This window comes from Phyllobacterium brassicacearum (assembly GCF_003010955.1).
Lineage (GTDB): Bacteria > Pseudomonadota > Alphaproteobacteria > Rhizobiales > Rhizobiaceae > Phyllobacterium > Phyllobacterium brassicacearum.
The window spans coordinates 1-21,452 of record NZ_PGGO01000041.1 but is presented as its reverse complement, the minus strand read 5'-3'; the positions used below and the strand labels follow the sequence as shown (position 1 = coordinate 21,452).

Genomic DNA, 21,452 nt, shown 5'->3' with positions numbered 1-21,452 from the left:
CCGCCACTGCGCGTGCCCCTTCCGTGCCGCTCTCATAAGCGGCGATGACGGACTGCTTGAACGCTAAGCTGTACTTGGACATACAAAACCCCCGAAGGTCGGTGTCCAACTTTCGGGGGTCAGTTCAGTCTGGCGGGTTTTTGTTTGAGTGTTGAATACGTCCCCTAGTGGTCGAGTGCCTTTACGATGTTCTCAACCATTTTCTTGGCGTCGGCAAAGAGCATCATCGTGTTGTCACGGAAGAACAGCTCGTTCTCCACGCCAGCATAACCCGAACCCATACCGCGCTTGATGAAGAGAACGGTTCCGGCCTTGTCGACATCGAGGATCGGCATGCCGAAGATCGGCGACTTCGGATCCGTCTTTGCGGCCGGGTTCGTCACGTCATTGGCGCCAATGACGAAAGCAACGTCGGCCTGTGCGAATTCCGAGTTGATATCCTCAAGCTCGAACACTTCGTCATAGGGCACGTTGGCCTCGGCCAGAAGCACGTTCATGTGGCCGGGCATGCGCCCTGCGACCGGGTGGATAGCATATTTGATCTCGACCCCTTCCGCCTTCAGCTTGTCGGCCATTTCGCGCAAGGCATGCTGTGCCTGAGCGACAGCCATGCCATACCCCGGTACGATGATAACCTTGGAGGCGTTTTTCATGATGAAGGCAGCGTCATCGGCCGAGCCCTGCTTTACAGGACGTTGCTCAACTTCACCGCCGCCGGCAGCTGCCGTCTCACCGCCAAAGCCGCCGAGAATGACCGAGATGAACGACCGGTTCATGCCCTTGCACATGATATAGGAGAGGATCGCACCCGAGGAGCCAACCAGCGCACCGGTGATGATCAATGCCAGATTGCCCAGTGTGAAGCCAATGCCTGCAGCCGCCCAACCGGAATAGGAGTTCAGCATCGAGACGACCACCGGCATATCGGCGCCGCCGATCGGAACGATGATCAATCCACCGAGGATGAGCGACAGGATGACGATGAGCCAGAAGACGACGTGGCTCTCGGTCAGAACCAAAGCAACGACCAGCACGACGATGGCAATCAACAGGGCAACGTTGATAAGGTGACGCCCCGGTAGCATGATCGGCTTGCCGGACATGCGCCCGTCGAGCTTCAGGAAGGCAATGATCGAGCCTGTAAACGTGATCGCACCGATGGCGACACCAAGTGACATCTCAACCAGCGCCTGCCCATGAATACTGCCGACCTCGCCGATGCCGAAGGATTCCGGCGCATAGACCGCGGCAGCCGCAACCAGAACAGCAGCTAAACCGACGAGCGAGTGGAAAGCGGCCACGAGCTGCGGCATGGCTGTCATGGCGATGCGCTTAGCGATATAGGCGCCGACGCTGCCACCAATGGCCAAGCCAATGACGATCAGACCAAGTCCTTTAAAGCTCGGCTCGGCCAGGGCCAGCGTCGTCAGGATCGAGATGCCCATACCGGTCATGCCGTAATAATTGCCCTGACGGCTGGTCGTCGGATGTGAGAGCCCACGCAGCGCCAGAATGAACAGGACGCCGGAGACCAGATACAGAAAAGTTGCGATATTCACGCTCATGCTGGCCTCACTTTTCTTTCTTCTTGTACATGGCGAGCATGCGATGGGTGACGAGGAAGCCGCCGAAAATGTTCACGCTGACCAGAACGAGCGCCACGAAGCCAAAGCCTGTGGCAGCACCGCTTGCCGACAGACCAACGGCCAGAAGGGCGCCGACCACGATCACCGAAGAAATCGCGTTGGTAACCGCCATCAGCGGCGTGTGCAGGGCGGGTGTTACCGACCAGACAACGTAATAGCCGACAAAAATCGCAAGGACGAAAATGGCAAGACGAAAGACAAAGGGATCGACCGCGCCGCCGGTGACCGCATGGGCAGCTGCGCCAGCCGCATCGGGCATGGCTTCAGCGGCCCTGCGAACCATCTCGGTGGCCTGGTTCAGGGTTTCGAGCGCTTTTTCGAGTGTAGCATCAGCCATCACGCCTCTCCTTCAGTCTTCTTGGGTGCAGCTTTCGGCGTTGCAGTCTTCTTGGGAGCTGCCTTCTTGGCTTCTGCTTTTACCGGAGCGTCCTTTGCAACAGGAGCTTTGGCTGTTGCAGCCTTCTTGGCAGCAGGCTTGGCCGCGGGAGCAGCAGCAGGTGTAGCTGCAGCGCTGGCGAAATTTGGATGGACCACCTTGCCGCCGTGCGTCAGCACGGTTGCCTTGACCAATTCGTCATCGAAGTTGATCTTGACCGTCTTGGTTTCCTTGTCGACGAGTGTCTCGAAGAAAGCCACGAGGTTCTTGGCATAGAGCTGCGATGCCGTAGCTGCGATGCGCCCGGCGACATTCAAATGGCCGACGATCTTGATGCCGTCGACTTCGATGATCTTTCCGGCAACGGCACCTTCAACGTTGCCACCGCGCTCAACGGCAAGGTCTACGATCACCGATCCCGGACGCATGCGCGAGTACATTTCTCGTGTGACCAATCGGGGAGCCGGCCGGCCCGGAATGAGAGCGGTCGTGATGACGATATCCTGCTTGGCGATATGATCGTTGACCAGCGCCGCCTGCTTCGCCTGATATTCCTTCGACATCTCCTTGGCGTAGCCGCCAGCAGTTTCTGCCGCCTTGAACTCTTCATCCTCGACGGCAAGAAACTTGGCGCCCAGTGAAGCGACCTGCTCCTTGACCGCAGGACGTACGTCGGTGGCGGTAACGACAGCACCCAGGCGGCGCGCCGTGGCAATGGCCTGAAGACCGGCAACACCAACGCCCATGATGAATACCTTGGCGGCGGGAACCGTGCCCGCCGCTGTCATCATCATTGGGAGTGCCCGGTCATATTCCTCGGCTGCGTCTACAACCGCCTGATAGCCGGCGAGATTGGCCTGACTGGACAGGACGTCCATGACCTGTGCACGCGTAATGCGCGGCATGAATTCCATCGTGAAGGCGGTGACACCAGCGTCCGCCAGTTCCTTGACCGCAGCATCGTTGCCGTAAGGGTCGAGCATGGCGATAACGACAGCGCTCTGCTTGTAGGATTTAATCTCCGCAGAAGTTGGCCGGCGGACCTTCAGGACCACATCGGCACCTTTGATGTCGGTTGTCTTGCCAATGGTCGCGCCGGCCGCCTCGAATTCGCGGTCGGGGATACGTGATGCTGTGCCAGCCCCCGCCTCCACGATCACAGTGAACCCGAGACCGACAAGCTTTTTGACTGTCTCGACCGAACCACCGACACGCGGTTCGTTGGCGTCAATCTCTTTCGGTATGAATAGTGTCTGAGCCAAGCTCCTCACCCCCAAAGCAAGTTAAATCACTACAAAGGCAGTGGTCTGACGACCAGCGCGCCTTTCCCGCTTAGAATGATTGGCAACCCCGAGATGCGGCCGGTTCAGGTGAACGGCGTTTTGATCGGATTATCAACCCCGGTTATGTGCAGAGAGTCAGTCTAGAGAAGGAACCAGGCAGCCAAACAGATAACAATAAAGAGTACGAGAGCCGAGAAGAAGCCGCCGGCAAAAAAGCCAAATGCCATAGCGATCATCAATGCCAGACAGGTGACGAAGCCCCATTTTGAAAGCGTGAGGAACAGCTTGTATGTGTTCTCATGTTCCTTGTAATCCATGGGAGCGCCCAACTCTGCAGGCGAAGTATCGTGATGTTCAGCCATCTTCAAACCTCTTGTGGTCAATGTCGTATTGGCAATAGCGAAAACGGCGCATCAGCGCAATGCGCAGATGGTCGCTCCAAGGGACTCAATCGATATAAATCAAAGAGACAGTTTCTCCGAAATCAGTGAGACAATGTCAGCCAAGCAGTTGGGGGAAAAGCCCGACGACACCGATGATAATCAGATATAGGGCGACCACGTAATTCAGTAGTCTGGGTGCTATCAGAATGATAATGCCCGCTATCAAAGCAACGAGCGGGGCAATGGCAATCTGTGCGATCATATTGGCGTCCTTCCTCGGTGGCATGCAGTCAATAACAAATTCATATGTCAGGCAGGATAAGCGATCGGCGGGGCCGTGTCAGTCCGTACGCGATCTTATCCAATGATCATTGCGGCTGATCGGCGTCAGTGAAGAGAAGGCGCACGATCGCTCGCTACCGCCATCAACCGCTGCTCCATCGGAATGTCCAGGAGCTTTACGATCTCGTCCGCGGACATGGCAGCGCCGTAGAGATAACCCTGGACATACTCGGCACCGATCCACTGATTGATTAGTTCGGATTGTTCGTTTGTCTCAAGGCCTTCGATGGTCACGGACAATCCAAGCTCATGAGACATCTGCACGATACCGCGCAGGAGCTTCAACGAACGACCTTCCTTGGCGATATCTGCGATGAAGGACCGGTCAATCTTGACCTTGGTTACCGGGAGATCCTTCAGATAGCTCAAACTGGAGTAACCAGTCCCGAAATCATCGATAGCCACCTGGATGCCGTATTCCTTGAGTTCTGCAAGAACAGTCCCTGTCGTTTCGCGATCGGAGATGATCGCCCCCTCCGTTACTTCCACTTCGAGTAAATGCGGCTCGATATCATGCTGCCTCAATGTGGAATGAATAATATTTACCATATCCATGTTCTGCAGATCATGGGACGACAGGTTGACAGAGACAGCAATGCGGGATTCCCACTTGCTGCAATCCTTGATCGCGCGCTCGATGACGCTCCGCGTCAGCTCGGAAATGAGGCCCATTTCTTCCGCCATCGGAATGAACTCTGCCGGTGAAATCGAGCCGAATTCAGGATGGTGCCACCGCGAAAGCGCTTCGCAAGATGTCATTCGCAATGTTCGGACATTGACGATCGGCTGGTACGCAACCGACAGTGAACCTTCTGCAATCGCCCTGCGAAGGTCCGCCTTGAGCCGCTGCTTGCTCCGGAACGAGTGATCCATCGTATCGACGAAGATCGCCCATTTTTTCTGAGCCTTCTTCTTGGCAACATCAAGTGCGAGGTCGGCATTCATGTGCATTGCGGCCAGGTCGAACTTTGCCGCCTCTGCAATCGCCACGCCCGCATGCACGCCTGTCAAAATCTCATGACCGGACACAACGTATTGACCAGAAATTGCGGCCATTATACGCTCCACGCACTGCATCGCTTCTTCATGCGATGGCGCCGAAAACAGAAGAACGAATTCGTCGCTGCCAAAACGCGAAATGACTGGATGATTGGCGTCCACGGAAGCGAGCCGGTCGGCAAATGCCCGCAACAGATCGTCACCGATACGATGACCGAACGTATCGTTCGTGCGTTTTAGCCCGTCAATGTCGACGACCATGAGGATGATCTGAGCTCCAAGCTCAACGGTGCTTGCATATGTGTTGGCAATTTCGGCGAACTGGCCTCGGTTCGGCAAACCAGTCAAGCTATCAAAGCGCGCCATCCTGTTGATTTGTGCCTCGGCATCCGCGCGTCGCGTGACGTCCTGAATGACCAGAACAGTGCCATGTTGCGGATCAGGCGTTGCCGTAAACTCATAATGGCGGTTTGTTGGCGACACGAACGTGTCGCGTTGCTTCGAGCCGGCCAGAAGATCCCGTATCTTGACGCGCAAAGTCCCCAACTCATCTTCGGGAAAATATCCCCGCAATTGAGCCAGCCGCAGCAATACCTCCAGTGTTCGCCCTTGCAATTGCCTCGGATGATCAAATCCCAGCATCTTGGCGGCTCGCATATTGGCGACCGTGATGGTTTGGTTGCTGTCGAACATCAGTAAGCCTTGCGGCATGCCGTTGAGCGCGGCATCGAAATTATTCGCGACTATGCCAAGCTGGCGTTTTCCCGAGAGAGCATCAAAGAGCGACTGACGCAGATCGGAGGCGATACCGATATTGCTGCCGACGTACGGCAATATCAGCAGGGCGAGCAACCAGTTGTAGAAACCACCGAGCAAAATGAATGTGACGAACAGCGGTGCGAGAATACCAACGGACATGCCTATGACGACCTTGGGCGAAACATAATTTCGCGTCACCAGCGCGACCATCGATGCAACAGCAATAATAACGCTGGTGATCGCCGCTGACGGGTCAGCCAGCACATAAATGCTCACAAAACACAACATCCCAAGCAATATGCAGGTCGTCAACGCACCGGCCAGGTAGCGCCACTCCCATTTCTTCAAAATTGCCGCGGAGCTGTTTGACAGATCCGTTTTTTCGAAAGCAGTGGTATTGGCCGTTCTCGCAAGAATGGTCAAGAAGAACCCAAGCGCAAATGCGGCATAGATCGGGTGGCCGGACTTGATGAAAATCATCAAGGTCGCGATGATCTGGACAACAGACGTCCGCCAGACAGCGTCTTTGTTCGCATAAAGCGTACGAAGAGATATGAGTTCGAGAGAGCTGCTCTCGTTGCGTTCAGTTCTCATCAATATGACCGCGCCCAAGTGTATCCTGAGTGGATACGCTAACGATTACTTTCACCAAACGCTAACGATAATGTAGCTTAAGATCGAACAACAACTAGCAATATCTATTTATGCTCCGTGTCAAACCTACACCCCACAAATCAGAAAACAGAATTACTAATTCCTGAAACAAACAGGAGTTAGGAAACTTCGGCAATTCAATAGATATTTGGTATCGATTTTGTTAAGCCGGGCACGCTGCAGATGAATTTTCCCCCAGGCCTTTATCGGGGTTCGGATCGTAGAATGGACCCACAACCAAAGGCTTGTCGGGCATTACCGACTGATCGACGTCCGATATCATCTTTCGCTCAATAATCTGCAAGATTTTGCCGCTGGCATCTTCAAGTCGCATGCTGACTTTATATTCCCGGTTCGCCTTCACGCATTTGATCGGAGGGCTTTCAACGGTAATTTTCTCCATCATTGGCCAGATTTTTTGCCGAACGACAAATGGGGTACCTCCCGCCGGATTCTCAAAAGTCGCCTCCAGTATCGCACCATCGGGCAAAGGCCTGAGTTTACCGAGGGTAAGAAGATAGGTTGCCTGAGCAATCCGGTAATTGAAGACGAAGATTTTGCCGGTAACATTGACGTAGTCGCCCTCGCCTGCATCACGGCAGCCGCCGAGCAAGCCGGCGATAATGGCCAACGAGACCAGCAGGCGCGATGAACGTGCTCTAGACACCGCTGTTCTCCGCTAATCGTCCGTTGCGGTCATAATGCCGACGGGCCTTAGCCCGGTTGCCGCACACCCTCATATCGCACCAGCGCCGGCTGCGGTTGCGGCTTCCGTCAAAATACAACCAATGACAGTTTGGACAGATCTTGATCCGTTCGAGCCGCGAGGGCTCGAACAGGCGTACGCCGGAAAGGAACGCGGCAGTGGTCAATGACAGCTCGCCTGCCTTCCCCGATGACTGCGGTAGTGTCAACTTCTGATCGTCCGGTTCGTCGCAGACAATCTCCGAACCAAGCCGCAGAAATGCAGATAAAGTTCGCGGTCTCAGACCTTCTCCGCGAGCCGCTGCCCGGAATAGCTTGTTGGTGGCCTCACGAACCTTCATAAGCGCGGCAATTCCAGGCTGCGAAACGGGGGGGCGAAACTGGATATCGCCCCATTCGCCTTGCCGAAAATTCGCAGCCGCCATCGCAAAACGCGGCACTTCGGCCGGATCGGAAAACCGATCCTGTGAACGTTCCGGCGTTTCGCGAAAGATGACGGTATTGGCCAGGTCAAGAGCCAGGACACCACCGCTGAATCGATGTGCGTTCCAATCAAAGGTCATGAAAAAATTCTAACTGGCAATATACAGAATGCAAGTTAGAATGAATCAAACACGGGAACGCAGATGGCATACTTCCTTCAGCTCCTGCTTAACGGCATACACAATGCTGCGCTTTATGCCCTGCTGGCCTATGGATACGTCTTGATCCATGGCCTGACTCACCGCACCGACCTTTCCCTTGGCGCGATTTTTGCGTTTTCTGGGCAGACCTTTATTCTCGTCACTGCCTTTGCATGGTCAGTGCTGTGGATGACGCTGCCCGCAGCACTTTCATTCGGGTTACTCATGGCCGTCGTCTATGTTGGCGTTGGCGGTTATGCCATTGCCAAGCTCATCTATGCTCCGCTGGAAGCCGGCAACCGCAACACCGTTCTGGTTGCAACGCTTGGGCTGAGCATTTTCCTGATGGAACTGTCGCGCATTGCTGCCAATACGAGAGACTATTGGCTGCCGCCGATGCTGGCCGCTCCAGTACAGGTGCTGGGGGGCGGCGTCGACATCAGCCTCACCCAATTGCAGGTGGTAAACATTGCCGTGGCCTTGGCCGTGATTGCGTCCGGCGAGGCCATCATGCTGCGGACGTCGGCCGGCCGGATTTGGCGTGCCGTAAGCGATGAACCTGCCGCGACCGCCATGTGCGGCATCGATCCCGCAAGGGTCAGGACACAGGCGATCTTGGCCGGCTACGGCGTTTGCGCATTGGCCGGATTGCTGGCTGCGCTTTACTACGGCAACGTCAGCTTCAACACAGGCATGATTTTCGGATTGAAGATCCTTTTCATTACCGCCGCCGGGGGGTTTTCGCGCCCGTTACATGCAGCGGTTGGCGCGGCGATCGTCGGAATGGTGGAATCGCTGTGGGGTGGATATTTTTCGGTTCTCTGGCGCGATGCGGCGGTCTTTTCGATGCTCGTCTTTGTTCTTGCCACCCGCATCAACGCGCAAGATGCGGAGCGCATTTGAAGGAACTGATTAGCCTTGCAGGCTGTGACCACCATCGATGGTGATTATTGTCCCTGTTATGTAACTGCTGGCGTCCGACGCCAGCATCAAGGCCGCTCCGTCAATGTCTTTGGGGTCGCCCAGTCGGCGCATCGGATTCTTCCCCTTTAAAAATCCTCTGGCTGGACCGTCCATAAGTCCCTCGTTGAGCCGGGTCGGAAACCAACCGGGAGCGATCGCATTAACACGAATGCCATGGGCAGCCCACTCAAGCGCGAGTGAACGAGTCATCTGTGCTATCGCCGCTTTCGACATTGCATAAGCGGTCGACCCCTTCACCGGCGCGTCTGCAAGAATACTGGACAGATTGATAATCGAGCCACCCACGCTCTTGGCCATCATCCGCTTAGCCGCCTCCTGCGCAACGAAGAACGCGCCTTCAACATTCACCTCGAATATATGACGTAGTTGTTCGCGTGTTGTTGTCAGCGCACGCTCGATTGCCGCAACCCCGGCATTGTTGAAGACCACAGTAACTGTGCCGAAGCGGCTCTCTGCTTCATCGAAGGCGCGCTCAATATCCGTCGGGACAGTGACATCTGCCATGATATTCATGATGTTTGGTCGACATTCGTTGTCAGGGGCGGCTGTACGCGAAATCGAGATGACGTTGGCCCCGTGGTTCGCCAGGATGTGGACCATCCTCAGGCCTAAACCTGATGAGCCCCCGGTTACTGCAATTGTTTTTCCGGCAATGGAAATAGTTGGGTCACTGATTATCATATATCGACTACCGACGAGCATGGTCCCAGATTGTTTTGTCACTGTTAGACTGCTCGAACGGTGATGACAACTGCCCAAACTGCCTCAGGGGCAAGAGTCGGACCGACCCGACCAAATGATAATCAATTCTGTTGATGGTTTCGGACAGGGCTGGTACCAGTGCTTCGACATGTTCTTATCAGGCAAGGCTGAAGAGGCTGACACCGCGCGATCAAAATGCGGGAAGCTCACAAAACTCAGGCTGTCGGAAACTATGGGGAGGTACGATGTCGGCTTTGCTCGCTCTGTCGAAAACAATCGATCGCATCAATGAATTTATCGGCCGTTACGTTGCATGGCTAATCTTCCTGGCCGTGGTTGTCAGTGCCGGAAATGCGATTATTCGCAAGGCGTTCAACGTATCGTCGAATTCCTGGCTCGAACTCCAGTGGTACCTCTTCGGCGGCGCTTTCATGCTTGCTGCGGCATATACATTGCAGCAAAACGAACATATCCGGATTGATATCGTCTATGGCGCATTTTCCAGGCGGGTTCAGCACTGGATCGATCTTCTGGGGCACATCTTCTTTCTGATGCCGTTCGTGATTCTGATGATTTTCTATTTCATCCCCTATGTCCGGCTCTCCTATAACAGCGGCGAAGTTTCTTCGAGCGCAGGCGGGCTCATTCTTTGGCCGGCCAAGCTTATCCTTCTCGTCGGCTTCCTGCTTCTTGGCATTCAGGGCGTATCGGAAATCATAAAAAAGATCGCGGTCATGCGCGGGGATATGGAGGACCCCAACCCGCCCATGACACTGGAAGAGATTGCGGAACAGGAAGTAGCCATGGCGGGGGCGCGTAATGATTGAGTTTATTGCGCAGAACATGGCGCCGATCATGTTCGCTTCGCTGATCATCTTCATGCTGATCGGCTATCCGGTAGCTTTCGCCCTTGCAGCGAACGGTCTGCTGTTCTTTTTCATAGGCGTCGAGCTGGCACCCTATTCGAACGGCAGCATCACGCTTTCATGGCCGCTGCTCTACGCTTTGCCCGACCGCTTCTGGGGCCAAATGTCGAATGAAACGCTGCTGGCGATTCCATTCTTCACCTTCATGGGCATCATCCTCGAGCGATCCGGCATGGCTGAAGATCTGCTCGATACCATTGGTCAGCTTTTCGGTCCGATCCGTGGTGGCCTTGCCTATGCAGTCATATTCGTCGGCGCGCTGCTCGCGGCAACGACAGGCGTGGTTGCAGCATCGGTCATCGCCATGGGGTTGATCTCGCTACCTATCATGATGCGATATGGCTACGACAGGCGTGTGGCATCGGGTGTTATTGCTGCTTCTGGGACGCTGGCACAGATTATCCCGCCTTCTCTGGTGCTGATCGTTCTTGCCGACCAGCTCGGCCGTTCAGTTGGCGACATGTACCACGGCGCAATCATTCCTGGCCTCGTACTCACCGGCCTCTATATGGGCTATATCCTTTTCATGACGTTCTGGAAGCGTCACTCCATGCCAGCGCTTCCGGTCGAGGCACGAACCCTGGGGACTGGCGTAACGTCGTTGATTGTTGCGCTCCTGATCGCAGGAGCTGTTGCATATGGTGCTCATGTATTACTCGCGGCATCCGCCGGGGCAAACGCCGATATCTGGGGCGCGACCATCGGCATTGTTGTGATCTATGCATTCGCAATTGCCGACCGGTCGCTCGGCCTCAACCTGATGTCGCGCCTCGCCCAGCAGGTGATCATCGTCCTTATACCGCCGCTCGCACTGATCTTCCTCGTCCTTGGTACAATCTTCCTTGGCATCGCGACGCCGACGGAGGGTGGGGCTATGGGCGCGGTAGGCGCATTGATCATGGCCGCGTCCAAAGGGCGCCTCAATCTGGGTGTCATCAACCAGGCACTGGCATCGACAACACGGCTCTCGTCGTTTGTGATGTTCATTCTGCTCGGCGCACGCGTCTTCTCGTTGACATTCTATGGCGTCAACGGTCACGTCTGGGTGGAACACTTGCTCGTGTCGTTGCCTGGCGGCGAAGTTGGCTTCCTCATCGTCGTCAATCTGCTCGTCTTCTTTCTGGCGTTCTTCCTCGATTTCTTCGAACTTGCCTTCATCATCGTGCCCCTGCTCGCCCCGGCTGCAGACAAACTTGGCATCGATCTGATCTGGTTCGGCGTCCTTCTCGGGATCAACATGCAGACGAGCTTCATGCACCCGCCGTTCGGCTTCGCGCTGTTCTATCTGCGTTCGGTAGCGGCAAAAGTACCCTATCTCGACAAGATAACCGGCAAGAAGATCCAGCCCATAACAACCGGCCAGATCTACTGGGGGGCGGTGCCCTTCGTCGGGATCCAGATTTTGATGGTGGCATTGACAATCGCATTCCCGCAAATGGTCATGCATTACAAAGGCAGCGGGCCTGCCGTTGATCCTGCAACCATGAAAATCGAAATACCGGGAGACCTGGGCGGAGGACTCGGTGGTGGTTTGGGCGGTGACCTGGGCGGACCCAGCAACGATCTGTCCGCACCGCCCATTGGCGGAGCTCCGGCCAATCCGCCAGCTCCAGCACAACCGGCAGCACCTGACCTGAGCCAGCCGCCAAAGATGTAATTCGAAGCGGCAAGAAAAAACCCCGGGACCTTGCGGAACCGGGGTTTTATTTTGACGTGATCTAGGAAGCTTACAGCTTGCCGTTACGCTGTTGGATCATCATGAAGGTGTCGAATGAATATTCGGCAACTTGCGCATAAAGGAAATGCTCGTTGCGGAATGCCTTGATCGACCCCCAGATTTTCTTGAACTCGGGATTACTGGCTTCCATTTCCGCATAGACGCCGTTGGCGGCTTCGAAGCAGGCATTCAGGATTTCAGGACTGAACGGACGGAGTTGCGCACCGCCTGCAACGAGACGCCTGATCGCTGCCGGATTCAAGGAATCATATTTCTGCAGCATGTCGGCATCGGTTGCCTGTGCGGCCGTACGGAACAACGACTGGTAAGCTGGCGGCAAGGAATCCCACTTCTCCTTGTTGACCATGAAGCTGACAGTCGGGCCGCCTTCCCACCAACCAGGATAGTAGTAGAACGGGGCGACCTTCTGGAAGCCGAGTTTCTCGTCGTCGTAGGGTCCAACCCACTCCGCCGCATCGATCGTACCTTTTTCGAGCGAAGGATAGATGTCACCGCCTGCGATCTGCTGCGGTACAACGCCAAGCTTCTCCAGAACCTTGCCAGCAAAGCCGCCGACACGCATCTTGAGACCTTCAAGATCACCGACAGTCTTGATCTCCTTGCGGAACCAGCCGCCCATCTGTACGCCGGTATTGCCGCCAGGGTAAGCCTGCAGACCTTGCTTGTTGAAGAACTCGTTCATGAGGTCGATACCGCCGGCATGATACTGCCAGGCGTTCATTCCTCGAGCGTTCAATGCAAAAGGAACCGCTGCGCCCAAAGCCCACGTGGGATCCTTCCCCCAGTAGTAGTAGGTGACGGTATGGCAAAGTTCGACGGTACCAGCCGCTGTGGCGTCCGCGGCCTGGAGCCCTGGAACAATTTCACCAGCTGCAAATGGTTGAATCGTGAAATTTCCGTCCGTCGCTTCCTTCAGGTATTTTGACAGAACTTCGGCACCGCCATAAATCGTGTCCAGCGACTTTGGAAATGACGACGCACAACGCCATGTGACTTTCGGCAACGACTGCGCGATGGCGGGCGCCGCCAGGGTTGTTGCTGCTGCAGCGCCAACCCCCGCAAATCCCGCCTTCGTGATGAACGCACGACGATCCATTAATTCTCCTCCCAAACGATTGAAATCAAACTCTTCGGCTGAGATCATCGGACAATCCCTTGTTGTCCTCCCGATCTTGGCCATCACCATACACACTCGCTTATTCAAGTCCAGCGCATGGAAACACAAACGAGTGAGGTTGTGCGTGCGTAAGCAAATGCAGTATTGCCGCACTGTCGCGGCCATTGGAAACGCCTTCGAATTGCACTACATAGGGGGCAGCTTTTTCAGGAGTAACACCATGCGGCAACCTCTCGTCGCCATAACGTCCGACGTCCGGACATTTGAAAATTACACGTGGCATGCGGCGCCTGACCAGTATCTGATGGCGGCATATGACGCAGCGGGCGTAATCCCATTGATCGTTCCGTCCTTTGGCGATGGTCTCGATATCGATGCCGTTCTTGACGGCGTCGATGGCGTCCTGATTACCGGTTCCAAGTCCAACGTTCACCCGGAGCTCTATGGCGCGGTACCCACCGAAGCGCACGAGCCCTATGACCCGGCGCGCGACGCCACGTCATTACCCTTGATTCGCCGCGCTATCGAGCGGGGAATTCCTCTTCTCGCCATCTGCCGTGGCATACAGGAGCTCAATGTTGCCCTGGGCGGCACGCTGGCGACCGAGATTCAGCAACTCGACGGGCGCATGGATCATCGCGCGCCTCAATCGGACAAGCAGTCGGAGCGCTTCGCCATTCGTCATCCCGTCCATTTCAAGCCCGGATCCTGCCTGGCGCAGGTAATGCAAAGCGATTTGATAAAGGTCAACTCAGTTCACCGGCAAGCAATCGACAAGCCGGCTGCGCAACTGGATATAGAGGCGGTGGCTGATGACGGCACGATTGAAGCAGTATCCGTCAAGAACGCCCGCAGTTTTGCCGTCGGCGTCCAATGGCATCCGGAATATTGGGTGAAGAGCGACAGTCCATCGCGCAAGATTTTTGCCGCTTTCGGCGACGCCGCTCGCGCCCACAAGGCGAGCCGGGAACGGCTCCACGCCGCTGAATGATGATTGTCCGTTGTTTGGGGCGTCTAAAAGAGACTCACGCCTTCGGAAGACATGGACAGAATCACTGAACGCGGCTCGACGCTGATATAGGCGAGCCCGTCGCCGGGGCTGAATACCACGATTGTGCGGCCGAGATTGTCCGCAAGGTCGATCGTACCATCCTGATTGTTGTGCCATGTCCTGGCGTTGGCCAGCGGCGGATAGAGCTCTGCACAACCACTCTCTGTCGCAAGAGCATTATGCCCTGGCGTGCCATTCTCCTCGGGAAACGCCTTGCATTGTTGCCCGCCACCCGGACTGCGGATGACAAAGGTTGGCATATCGAGGCGAAGCTCTTCTGGGATCGATGATGTTGTGCCGACGTCGATATCGGCCCCCTCGATGGAGGTGTACGTCGCGAAATCCATGAACATGGCGACGATAGCCGCTGTGCTCACGAGGCCGAGCCAAGCCGTGCCTGCCAATCTCATGACGTACTCCACAGGATTACTATCTCGCAGGAGCGTAGTAGCGCAGCGTTAATGAAGGATGAAGCACGCTTTATGGCTATCGAGCGGATTGCCTCTTTGCTTACCGTTCCTTGGGCTTGGACGTGGATTGCCGAATCCGCAGTTCCGGTTTGATCAGTTCCTGACGGGCATGCGTGTCAGCGCCATTCAGTTGATCGAGCAAGGCCCGGGCTGCGCGTTGTCCCACCTCACGCTGTCCATTCCACACAGTAGTCAACGCGGGCGTGGCAATAGCCGCCTCTTCCAGATCATCGTAGCCGGTGACGGAAATATCAACGCCGGCAACGAGTCCGGCACGCGCAATGCCATTCATCATGCCGATCGCTGCGAGATCGTTCCAGCACACGGCTGCCGTAGGGTGATCTTTCAGTGCGAGGAACTGCGGCGCGGCATCAAAACCTGCCTGCTTGGTCCGGGGTCCGGGAATGCGCCATTCCGGTTTGACTTCGAGACCCGCCCTCTGCATGGCCTGAAGGTAGCCTTCGTAGCGATCACGGCCCGTCGAGGTCTGATCCGTGCCGCCCACCATGGCGATCCTGGTGTGTCCAAGAGAAATCAGATGGTTGGTTGCGAGTCCAATGCCATAGGAATCATCACCGCGAAAGACTGGCACATTTGCATCTTTGACACTGCGGGCAATCAGGACAACGGGCAACCCGTTGTCCTCGGCCATGCGAATATCTTCCGCCGGCGTTCCGATCGCCGGCGACATGATCACGCCATCGCCGCCGAGCTGCAGCACCGTTTCGATGAACGTACGCTGCTTGTCGAGTTGGTCGTAGTGGTTGGACAGAATGAAAGTCTGGCCGGAACGGTCGAGCTCCCCTTCGATTGCCCGCAAGATTTCCGCAAAAAACGGATTCATGATGTCATGAACGACGACACCGACGATGCCAGATCGCGACGTGCGCAGACTGGCCGCGCGCCGGTTATAAATATATCCAATGGCGCGCGCATGTTCCTTGATTTTCTCGCGTGTCTGATCAGCCACCAGAGGGCTGTCACGCAATGCCAGTGATACGGTTGCTGTGGACACTTTCAGCGCGTCGGCAATCGTCGATAGTTTGATCTTTTGCGCCAAAAACCGCCTCCCGCAGTACCGCCAAACAAGCTACGTCATCTTTACCCGGCGTTATGCCATCGCAGCCGGATAAATCAAAGTTCTTTCGTTATCAGCCGGAACAAAGACGATGTATCGAATGACTGGGAAGACAAAATTAGTCTCGAATGCGCGATCGGCGCTCGCGGTGCACGACGTAAAGCCCGCTGCCGATGATGATCACCGCGCCGCATAGAGTGTATACATCAGGAAACTGGTCGAAGACGAAATAACCGAATGCGAGCATCCAGATGATCTGCAAGAACGGATAAGGCGCCAGGGCGGCCGTGGTCGCCTTTCTATAGGCAAGAATAATCAGAAAGTGGCCGAGCCCGCCGAAGACCCCAAGCGAGAGCAGCAGTACGATTTGCAGCGGCGTTTCTGGGATGACCGCCTGGGTTATTGCGGGTGACATCAGGATCGCAGGAGCGAGCGCAGAGAAGAAGATCAGGCTCTCGGGCGTCTCCGTAGCCGCCATTCGCCGTGTCAGAAGCACATAGAATGAGTAACTGAGCATGGCCGCGATCGAATATGGCAATCCCGGATTAAGCGTGCCGAATCCGGGGCGGGCGATGATCAGCACGCCAACGAAGGCCACTATGATGGCAGCCCACCGGCGCCAGCCGGCCCACTCGCCGAGGAAAGGCCCTGCGAGCGCCGCGATCACCATTGGCGCGGCGAAATTGATGGTGATCGTTTCGCCGAGTTGCATTGTCTGCAATGCATAGAAATTGAAAAAGGTCGACCCAAACAGGCAGAGCCCGCGAATGAACTGCAGGGGAATGCTACGAACCTTGAAAACGGCAGGGTTCGACCAGGGCCGAAAGAAGATCAGGACCAGGAGCGTGTGCTCAACAAACCGCATCCAGGAAATGAAGGCTGTCGGAATCCCCGACAGGACAAGATATTTGGCGCTCGAATCGAGGCAGGAGAACAGGAAACCGGTAGCGAACAGATAGAGGATCGCGGCTGGGGGCGCAGATTCCTGAGAAGAACGGGAGGCTGGTGGCAATGGGATGACCAATCAGGCGGGCAAGACTCGCACGCATGATAGCAAGTTCAGGCGTTTTGTAACTGCAGATTACAAAATACTTCTGAGCGATCACTCATCATCGGCATCATCGTCATCGTGATGATCGTCATCGGATCCCGTCTGCCGTAACAGTTCGGCGGCTGAAAGGTTGATCTCAAGCCGCGAAAGCATTTTGACAAATACCTTGCGTTCCTTCTTGTCGAAGCCCTTCATCGCATCCTTCTCGGTCTTGCGGATGGATTTTTCGATCGCCTTGATTGCCTCGTTGCCGGTATCGGTCAGGAAGATATGCGCCTGGCGCTGATCTGTCGCCGAGCCTTGTTTCTTGACGAAACCTTGCGTCTGCAATCGGGAAATCGTCTTCGTGATGGTTGGCGGCCGCACACCAAGACGCTTTGCAAGCACACTGGGCGAAAGTCCGTCCTCGTGTGCCAATTGCAGCATGACTGCGTCCTGCCCGGCATAGAACCCGTGGCCTAACAATCGCATCGCCAGCGCCGTCCTCGTCAGACGGGCAGTTGATTGCAGACGATGAAGAATGAGGGGCTTACGATCCTTGACCATTCAAACTCCTGCTCGCTTTGAGGCGTTGTCCTGTTGATGATAAGACGGCTAGCTCTGTTTGGTGGATAGAGATTAACAGACAAACTTTTGGTACGCAGAATTGTTTTCACGGCGATCGCAGAACGGACCGTGCCAATGCGCGATCGGGATTGAACCTTCTGCCCCTCATCCCGATAAATCCGCGTTACAATTCTTATATGACATTCTGATGAAATTTTTGCCGACGAATTGCTGTTAGGGTACAAATATCGCGGAAAAAATCCGATGCGATAGACATATCTTCCTGCCGAATACACCGATATGATGGTGCTATCGATACCCATATGAGCCGGACATGCCGACAGCTTCAACCAACACTATTGCGCTGCTGCCGCTCGGTGCCCATGAACAGCACGGTCCGCATTTGCCGTTCGAAACCGACGCCCTGATAGTGGCCGGATTGGTCGAACGCCTCAAGATCGCGCTCCCACCATCCCTCAGCGTGGATTTCTTGCCAGTGGAGGCTATCGGCTACTCCGTCGAGCATATGGATGTCGGGGGCACCAAGACACTGGCCTTCGACGAAGCAATCCACCGTTGGATCCGGATTGGCGAGCACCAGTCGCAGCGCGGCCTGTCGAAACTGGTCATTTTGAACGCCCACGGCGGTAACGCGCCCTTGATGACGATCGTCGCCACGGAACTGCGTGTTCGTTTCAACATGCTGGCTGTGGCCACAAGCTGGACCAGATTTGGTTTGCCGGATGGCATTATCTCATCGGAAGAAAAGACCCTGGACATTCATGGCGGTTTCATCGAGACCTCTGTCATGCTTGCTCTGCACCCTGACCGTGTCGACATGGCACAGGCTAGATACTTCGCATCCAATCAGCGTCACTATGCCGACACCTACAGGCATTTGCGCGCCTACGGCCCGCATGCCTTCGGATGGAAAATGACCGATCTCAACAAGCAAGGTGTTGCGGGCGATGCTTCCCGTGCCACTGCCGAAGTGGGGGAGAAGATTATTGCCCACAGTTTGCAAGGCATTATCGAGTTGCTTGACGATGTCGACCGCTTTGACAGCTCTGTCTTCAAATAGCAGCCTCAATAGGATTGAAGCAGTCGTTCACGCATTTGAAGACACAAGGTGTGGCAATATGTAATCTTATCACCTATATCGTGGGTCAATCATTCCATGAGGCGCACGATGAGTGAAGCTCCGATGACATCGACTGTTGCGGCAGAAACCGCGCGTACACCGCAAATCCCCGTGACGGTACTGACCGGTTACCTCGGTTCCGGCAAAACCACACTGCTGAACCGCATCCTCAGCGAGGATCACGGCAAGCGTTATGCCGTCATTGTCAACGAATTTGGCGAGATCGGCATCGACAACGATCTGATCGTCGAATCTGACGAAGAAATCTACGAGATGAACAACGGCTGCATATGCTGCACCGTACGTGGCGATCTGATCCGCGTCGTGGAAGGCCTGATGCGCCGCCCGGGCCGTTTTGATGCAATCATCGTCGAGACCACTGGCCTTGCCGATCCGGTTCCAGTGGCCCAGACCTTCTTCATGGATGACGATGTGCGCAGTAAGACAGCGCTGGATGCGGTTGTCGCCCTGGTCGATGCCAAGCATTTGCCACTACGCCTCAAGGACAGCCGTGAAGCGGAAGATCAGATCGCGTTTGCTGATGTGGTGCTGTTGAACAAGACCGATCTCGTCACGTCCGAGGAACTGGCGAACGTCGAAGCAACCGTTCGCGCTATCAATCCGCATGCTGTCATTCACCGCACGACACGCGCCGATATCGACCTTTCGCGCGTTCTCGACCGCGGTGCTTTTGACCTCAGCCGAGCGCTGGAGAGCGATCCGCATTTCCTCGATCACGATCATCCGGATCATGCTTGCGGACCAGACTGCGACCACAATCATGACCACCACGAACATGGGCGCCATCACCACGATCATGATCACGGCCACGATCATGCATCGCCTATTCATGACGTCACGGTGCAGTCTGTTTCCATCCGTACGGGCGAGCTGAATCCGGATAAATTCTTCCCATGGATCCAGAAAATTACCCAGGAACAGGGTCCGAATATACTTCGCCTGAAGGGCATCCTTGCTTTCAAAGATGATCATGAACGCTATGTTATCCAGGGCGTGCACATGATCATTGAAGGCGATCATCAACGCGCCTGGAAAGACAATGAAAAGCATGAGAGTCGCCTTGTTTTCATTGGGCGTCAGCTTGACGATGCTGCGCTGAGATCCGGACTCGAAAGCTGCCTTGCCTGATGCCGACCATTGCCCCGCTTGATCTTGCCGGCCATTGCGTCGATGCGCGCTTTATCCAGGATGTTCCTTTTTTCGCGCTGGCGGATGGTACGATCCACCGCCTCGACAATGGCCACAAGACAACACAGGCCCATGATGGCCTGCTTTGTGCAGTCCCGGCCTTCGACGGTAAGGCGCTCCTTACGGGTGGAGAAGATGGCCGTATTTGTTCGACCGGATTGAACGGCGAAACCCAGGCACTCAGCCACCTTCCGCGTAAATGGATGACAGCCTTGGCAGCAGCGCCCAATGGTGCGATTGCCTTTGCGTCCGGTCGGTCCGCCTGGGTGCGCTCACCCGACGGCTCATTGCGGGAGTTTCCGCACGAGCGCAGCGCCGAAGGCGTTGCCTTCGCCCCGAAGGGATTGCGATTGGCAGTTGCCCGTTACAATGGCGTGACCTTGCATTGGCCGGCAACCAATAGTGCACCAACAGAGCTCGAATGGAAAGGCGCGCATGTCTCGGTGATATTCTCGCCAGACAATCGCTTCCTCGTCACCTCCATGCAGGAAAATGCGCTGCATGGCTGGCGGCTCGAGGACAATCGCCATATGCGCATGACAGGCTACCCGAACAAGGTGAAAAGCTGGTCATGGAGTACCAAGGGCAAGTGGCTGGCGACATCCGGGGCGCCAGCGGCAATCGTCTGGCCCTTCTCCGGCAAGGATGGCCCGATGGGCAAGGCGCCCCTGGAGCTCGGCACACGCGGCGACAGCCTCGTCACAGCCGTTGCCTGCCATCCGGCCGAGGAAATCGTCGCGATCGGCTATTCAGACGGCATGATCCTGGTCGGCCGCTTCGGCGACCAGAAGGAAGTGCTCTTGCGCCGACCGGGCAAAGGCGCGATTTCGTCGATGAACTGGGACGCGACCGGACATCGCCTGGTCTTCGGATCGGAAGCCGGCGATTGCGGGGTTGTCGACATTACTGCCTGACTATGGCCTCCAAACGCAAAACCCCCGCGTGAGCGGGGTTTTGTTTGCGCTGGCCTGCGTGACCGGCTTTGCCGGCCGCCCGCTCACGCTTGAGGTTCTGCGCGGCGTTGCTTGCGCGATGGGCGCCAATGTGTGTTTTGTGGGGAATGATCTGGTTGCGGGACAGGATTTGGTTTATCTGTGCCGCATCGTCGGCGACGCCTCCTTGCGGGCCCCTGATGCAGGTCCAAACCGACCGGCCACCTCAGCCAGATAGCAAAAAGCCCGGACGAGCCGGGCTTTTTGCTATTTGGTTGCGGGGACAGGATTTGAACCTGTGACCTTCAGGTTATGAGCCTGACGAGCTACCGGGCTGCTCCACCCCGCGCCACCAAGATACGGCAAAGTTGCCGTCTGTCGTTTGTCCATCCTCGGGCTCTGCCCTGCGGGTGGACGGGTTGCAGTCCGGATTTTTCCGTTTGTCCGGCCCCAGAAGCGAAGAGCGCTTTTTCGGCTTCGGACGGGGTGCTGCTCCACCCGCCATATCGGCACTTGCGTGCCTTTGCTTGTAAGTATGCTCTTACGCATTGTGTTTTGCAAAAGCAAAAGGCCGCATGCGCGGCCTTTTTGATTGATGTGTCTGTTGATGTGAGAAGCTATGGATTGTTGCGTTTGGCAGACCTGGCAGCGACCTACTCTCCCGCGTCTTGAGACGAAGTACCATTGGCGCAGGGGCGTTTCACGGCCGAGTTCGGAATGGGATCGGGTGCGGCCAC

Annotated in this window: 21 protein-coding genes, 1 tRNA gene and 1 rRNA gene; 7 read left to right on the top strand and 16 right to left on the bottom strand. The window is 55.9% G+C overall.

The features are described from left to right. Positions 1-164: 164 nt before the first annotated feature. The 8 genes from CU102_RS27520 to CU102_RS27485 all read right to left on the bottom strand — a co-directional run bounded on the left by CU102_RS27520 (position 165) and on the right by CU102_RS27485 (position 7,710). Positions 165-1,565, bottom strand: a complete 1,401-nt coding sequence (locus tag CU102_RS27520) for an NAD(P)(+) transhydrogenase (Re/Si-specific) subunit beta (protein ID WP_106714232.1) — start codon at positions 1,563-1,565, stop codon at positions 165-167. 7 nt (positions 1,566-1,572) lie between these two features. Continuing rightward, a complete protein-coding gene (locus CU102_RS27515) occupies positions 1,573-1,983 on the bottom strand; it encodes an NAD(P) transhydrogenase subunit alpha part 2 (RefSeq protein WP_106714231.1) in 411 nt (136 codons plus the stop codon). Then, positions 1,983-3,284, bottom strand: a complete 1,302-nt coding sequence (locus CU102_RS27510; RefSeq protein ID WP_106714230.1) for a Re/Si-specific NAD(P)(+) transhydrogenase subunit alpha — start codon at positions 3,282-3,284, stop codon at positions 1,983-1,985. The genes CU102_RS27515 and CU102_RS27510 overlap by 1 nt, the downstream gene beginning before the upstream one ends. Positions 3,285-3,445: 161 nt before the next feature. Next, positions 3,446-3,667 carry an aa3-type cytochrome c oxidase subunit IV gene (locus tag CU102_RS27505; protein WP_106714229.1) on the bottom strand — a complete coding sequence of 74 codons (222 nt, stop codon included), beginning with the start codon at positions 3,665-3,667 and terminating at the stop codon, positions 3,446-3,448. A 136-nt stretch (positions 3,668-3,803) separates the two neighbouring features. Continuing rightward, entirely contained in the window at positions 3,804-3,950 is a 147-nt protein-coding gene (locus tag CU102_RS27500) for a DUF3096 domain-containing protein (RefSeq protein WP_106714236.1), read from the bottom strand. 125 nt (positions 3,951-4,075) lie between these two features. Further along, positions 4,076-6,382: a putative bifunctional diguanylate cyclase/phosphodiesterase gene (locus CU102_RS27495; RefSeq protein WP_106714228.1), complete on the bottom strand. Its 2,307-nt coding sequence runs from the start codon at positions 6,380-6,382 to the stop codon at positions 4,076-4,078. Between the two features lie 223 nt (positions 6,383-6,605). Beyond that, on the bottom strand, positions 6,606-7,073 hold the full coding sequence (locus CU102_RS27490) for a hypothetical protein (protein ID WP_245425611.1): 468 nt from the start codon (positions 7,071-7,073) through the stop codon (positions 6,606-6,608). A 28-nt stretch (positions 7,074-7,101) separates the two neighbouring features. Continuing rightward, positions 7,102-7,710: a CGNR zinc finger domain-containing protein gene (locus tag CU102_RS27485; protein ID WP_106714226.1), complete on the bottom strand. Its 609-nt coding sequence runs from the start codon at positions 7,708-7,710 to the stop codon at positions 7,102-7,104. Positions 7,711-7,773: 63 nt separating this feature from the next. On the opposite strand from CU102_RS27485, the gene CU102_RS27480 reads away from it, so the two are divergent. Next, positions 7,774-8,673: a branched-chain amino acid ABC transporter permease gene (locus CU102_RS27480; protein WP_106714225.1), complete on the top strand. Its 900-nt coding sequence runs from the start codon at positions 7,774-7,776 to the stop codon at positions 8,671-8,673. Between the two features lie 9 nt (positions 8,674-8,682). Here CU102_RS27480 and CU102_RS27475 read toward each other — a convergent pair whose 3' ends face one another. After that, positions 8,683-9,435: an SDR family NAD(P)-dependent oxidoreductase gene (locus CU102_RS27475; RefSeq protein WP_106714235.1), complete on the bottom strand. Its 753-nt coding sequence runs from the start codon at positions 9,433-9,435 to the stop codon at positions 8,683-8,685. Between the two features lie 266 nt (positions 9,436-9,701). Between CU102_RS27475 and CU102_RS27470 the strand changes: the two genes are divergently transcribed. Together CU102_RS27470 and CU102_RS27465 are read left to right on the top strand one after the other, a co-directional pair. After that, positions 9,702-10,283, top strand: coding sequence for a TRAP transporter small permease subunit (locus CU102_RS27470; protein ID WP_106714224.1), 582 nt, complete (start codon positions 9,702-9,704; stop codon positions 10,281-10,283). Then, positions 10,276-12,039, top strand: a complete 1,764-nt coding sequence (locus tag CU102_RS27465; RefSeq protein WP_106714223.1) for a TRAP transporter large permease — start codon at positions 10,276-10,278, stop codon at positions 12,037-12,039. Before CU102_RS27470 ends, CU102_RS27465 begins: the two co-directional genes overlap by 8 nt. A gap of 70 nt (positions 12,040-12,109) precedes the next feature. On the opposite strand, the gene CU102_RS27460 is transcribed toward CU102_RS27465, so the two are convergent. Further along, on the bottom strand, positions 12,110-13,216 hold the full coding sequence (locus CU102_RS27460) for a TRAP transporter substrate-binding protein (RefSeq protein ID WP_106714234.1): 1,107 nt from the start codon (positions 13,214-13,216) through the stop codon (positions 12,110-12,112). A 241-nt stretch (positions 13,217-13,457) separates the two neighbouring features. Between CU102_RS27460 and CU102_RS27455 the strand changes: the two genes are divergently transcribed. Continuing rightward, complete coding sequence (locus CU102_RS27455; protein ID WP_106714222.1) at positions 13,458-14,228, top strand: gamma-glutamyl-gamma-aminobutyrate hydrolase family protein; 771 nt, start codon at positions 13,458-13,460, stop codon at positions 14,226-14,228. Positions 14,229-14,251: 23 nt separating this feature from the next. Here the strand turns inward: CU102_RS27455 and CU102_RS27450 are convergent, their stop codons facing one another. The 4 genes from CU102_RS27450 to CU102_RS27435 all read right to left on the bottom strand — a co-directional run bounded on the left by CU102_RS27450 (position 14,252) and on the right by CU102_RS27435 (position 17,433). After that, positions 14,252-14,698: a hypothetical protein gene (locus CU102_RS27450; RefSeq protein ID WP_106714221.1), complete on the bottom strand. Its 447-nt coding sequence runs from the start codon at positions 14,696-14,698 to the stop codon at positions 14,252-14,254. Between the two features lie 100 nt (positions 14,699-14,798). Beyond that, complete coding sequence (locus tag CU102_RS27445; RefSeq protein ID WP_106714220.1) at positions 14,799-15,818, bottom strand: LacI family DNA-binding transcriptional regulator; 1,020 nt, start codon at positions 15,816-15,818, stop codon at positions 14,799-14,801. Between the two features lie 136 nt (positions 15,819-15,954). Continuing rightward, positions 15,955-16,848 (bottom strand): DMT family transporter, encoded by an 894-nt coding sequence (locus CU102_RS27440; protein WP_106714233.1) that lies wholly within the window; start codon positions 16,846-16,848, stop codon positions 15,955-15,957. Between the two features lie 90 nt (positions 16,849-16,938). Continuing rightward, positions 16,939-17,433: a MarR family winged helix-turn-helix transcriptional regulator gene (locus CU102_RS27435; protein WP_106714219.1), complete on the bottom strand. Its 495-nt coding sequence runs from the start codon at positions 17,431-17,433 to the stop codon at positions 16,939-16,941. Positions 17,434-17,767: 334 nt separating this feature from the next. Between CU102_RS27435 and CU102_RS27430 the strand changes: the two genes are divergently transcribed. The 3 genes from CU102_RS27430 (at position 17,768) to CU102_RS27420 (ending at position 20,697) form a co-directional block, all read left to right on the top strand. Continuing rightward, positions 17,768-18,514: a creatininase family protein gene (locus tag CU102_RS27430; protein WP_106714218.1), complete on the top strand. Its 747-nt coding sequence runs from the start codon at positions 17,768-17,770 to the stop codon at positions 18,512-18,514. Positions 18,515-18,637: 123 nt separating this feature from the next. Next, a complete protein-coding gene (locus tag CU102_RS27425) occupies positions 18,638-19,723 on the top strand; it encodes a CobW family GTP-binding protein (RefSeq protein ID WP_425351614.1) in 1,086 nt (361 codons plus the stop codon). Continuing rightward, a complete protein-coding gene (locus CU102_RS27420) occupies positions 19,723-20,697 on the top strand; it encodes a WD40 repeat domain-containing protein (protein WP_106714216.1) in 975 nt (324 codons plus the stop codon). Before CU102_RS27425 ends, CU102_RS27420 begins: the two co-directional genes overlap by 1 nt. 290 nt (positions 20,698-20,987) lie before the next feature. On the opposite strand, the gene CU102_RS27410 is transcribed toward CU102_RS27420, so the two are convergent. Continuing rightward, positions 20,988-21,064: transfer RNA gene (locus CU102_RS27410), tRNA-Met, on the bottom strand. Between the two features lie 291 nt (positions 21,065-21,355). Next, positions 21,356-21,452, bottom strand: a 5S ribosomal RNA gene (gene rrf, locus CU102_RS27405); the annotation flags it as partial.

What these genes read in the sequence shown, in the direction of transcription:
- CU102_RS27520 (WP_106714232.1), bottom strand. Translation starts at nt 1,565, where the DNA reads ATGAGCGTGAATATCGCAACTTTTCTGTATCTGGTCTCCGGCGTCCTG.
- CU102_RS27515 (WP_106714231.1), bottom strand. Translation starts at nt 1,983, where the DNA reads ATGGCTGATGCTACACTCGAAAAAGCGCTCGAAACCCTGAACCAGGCC.
- CU102_RS27505 (WP_106714229.1), bottom strand. Translation starts at nt 3,667, where the DNA reads ATGGCTGAACATCACGATACTTCGCCTGCAGAGTTGGGCGCTCCCATG.
- CU102_RS27500 (WP_106714236.1), bottom strand. Translation starts at nt 3,950, where the DNA reads ATGATCGCACAGATTGCCATTGCCCCGCTCGTTGCTTTGATAGCGGGC.
- CU102_RS27495 (WP_106714228.1), bottom strand. Translation starts at nt 6,382, where the DNA reads ATGAGAACTGAACGCAACGAGAGCAGCTCTCTCGAACTCATATCTCTT.
- CU102_RS27485 (WP_106714226.1), bottom strand. Translation starts at nt 7,710, where the DNA reads ATGACCTTTGATTGGAACGCACATCGATTCAGCGGTGGTGTCCTGGCT.
- CU102_RS27480 (WP_106714225.1), top strand. Translation starts at nt 7,774, where the DNA reads ATGGCATACTTCCTTCAGCTCCTGCTTAACGGCATACACAATGCTGCG.
- CU102_RS27475 (WP_106714235.1), bottom strand. Translation starts at nt 9,435, where the DNA reads ATGATAATCAGTGACCCAACTATTTCCATTGCCGGAAAAACAATTGCA.
- CU102_RS27470 (WP_106714224.1), top strand. Translation starts at nt 9,702, where the DNA reads ATGTCGGCTTTGCTCGCTCTGTCGAAAACAATCGATCGCATCAATGAA.
- CU102_RS27465 (WP_106714223.1), top strand. Translation starts at nt 10,276, where the DNA reads ATGATTGAGTTTATTGCGCAGAACATGGCGCCGATCATGTTCGCTTCG.
- CU102_RS27460 (WP_106714234.1), bottom strand. Translation starts at nt 13,216, where the DNA reads ATGGATCGTCGTGCGTTCATCACGAAGGCGGGATTTGCGGGGGTTGGC.
- CU102_RS27455 (WP_106714222.1), top strand. Translation starts at nt 13,458, where the DNA reads ATGCGGCAACCTCTCGTCGCCATAACGTCCGACGTCCGGACATTTGAA.
- CU102_RS27450 (WP_106714221.1), bottom strand. Translation starts at nt 14,698, where the DNA reads ATGAGATTGGCAGGCACGGCTTGGCTCGGCCTCGTGAGCACAGCGGCT.
- CU102_RS27435 (WP_106714219.1), bottom strand. Translation starts at nt 17,433, where the DNA reads ATGGTCAAGGATCGTAAGCCCCTCATTCTTCATCGTCTGCAATCAACT.
- CU102_RS27430 (WP_106714218.1), top strand. Translation starts at nt 17,768, where the DNA reads ATGCCGACAGCTTCAACCAACACTATTGCGCTGCTGCCGCTCGGTGCC.
- CU102_RS27425 (WP_425351614.1), top strand. Translation starts at nt 18,638, where the DNA reads ATGACATCGACTGTTGCGGCAGAAACCGCGCGTACACCGCAAATCCCC.
- CU102_RS27420 (WP_106714216.1), top strand. Translation starts at nt 19,723, where the DNA reads ATGCCGACCATTGCCCCGCTTGATCTTGCCGGCCATTGCGTCGATGCG.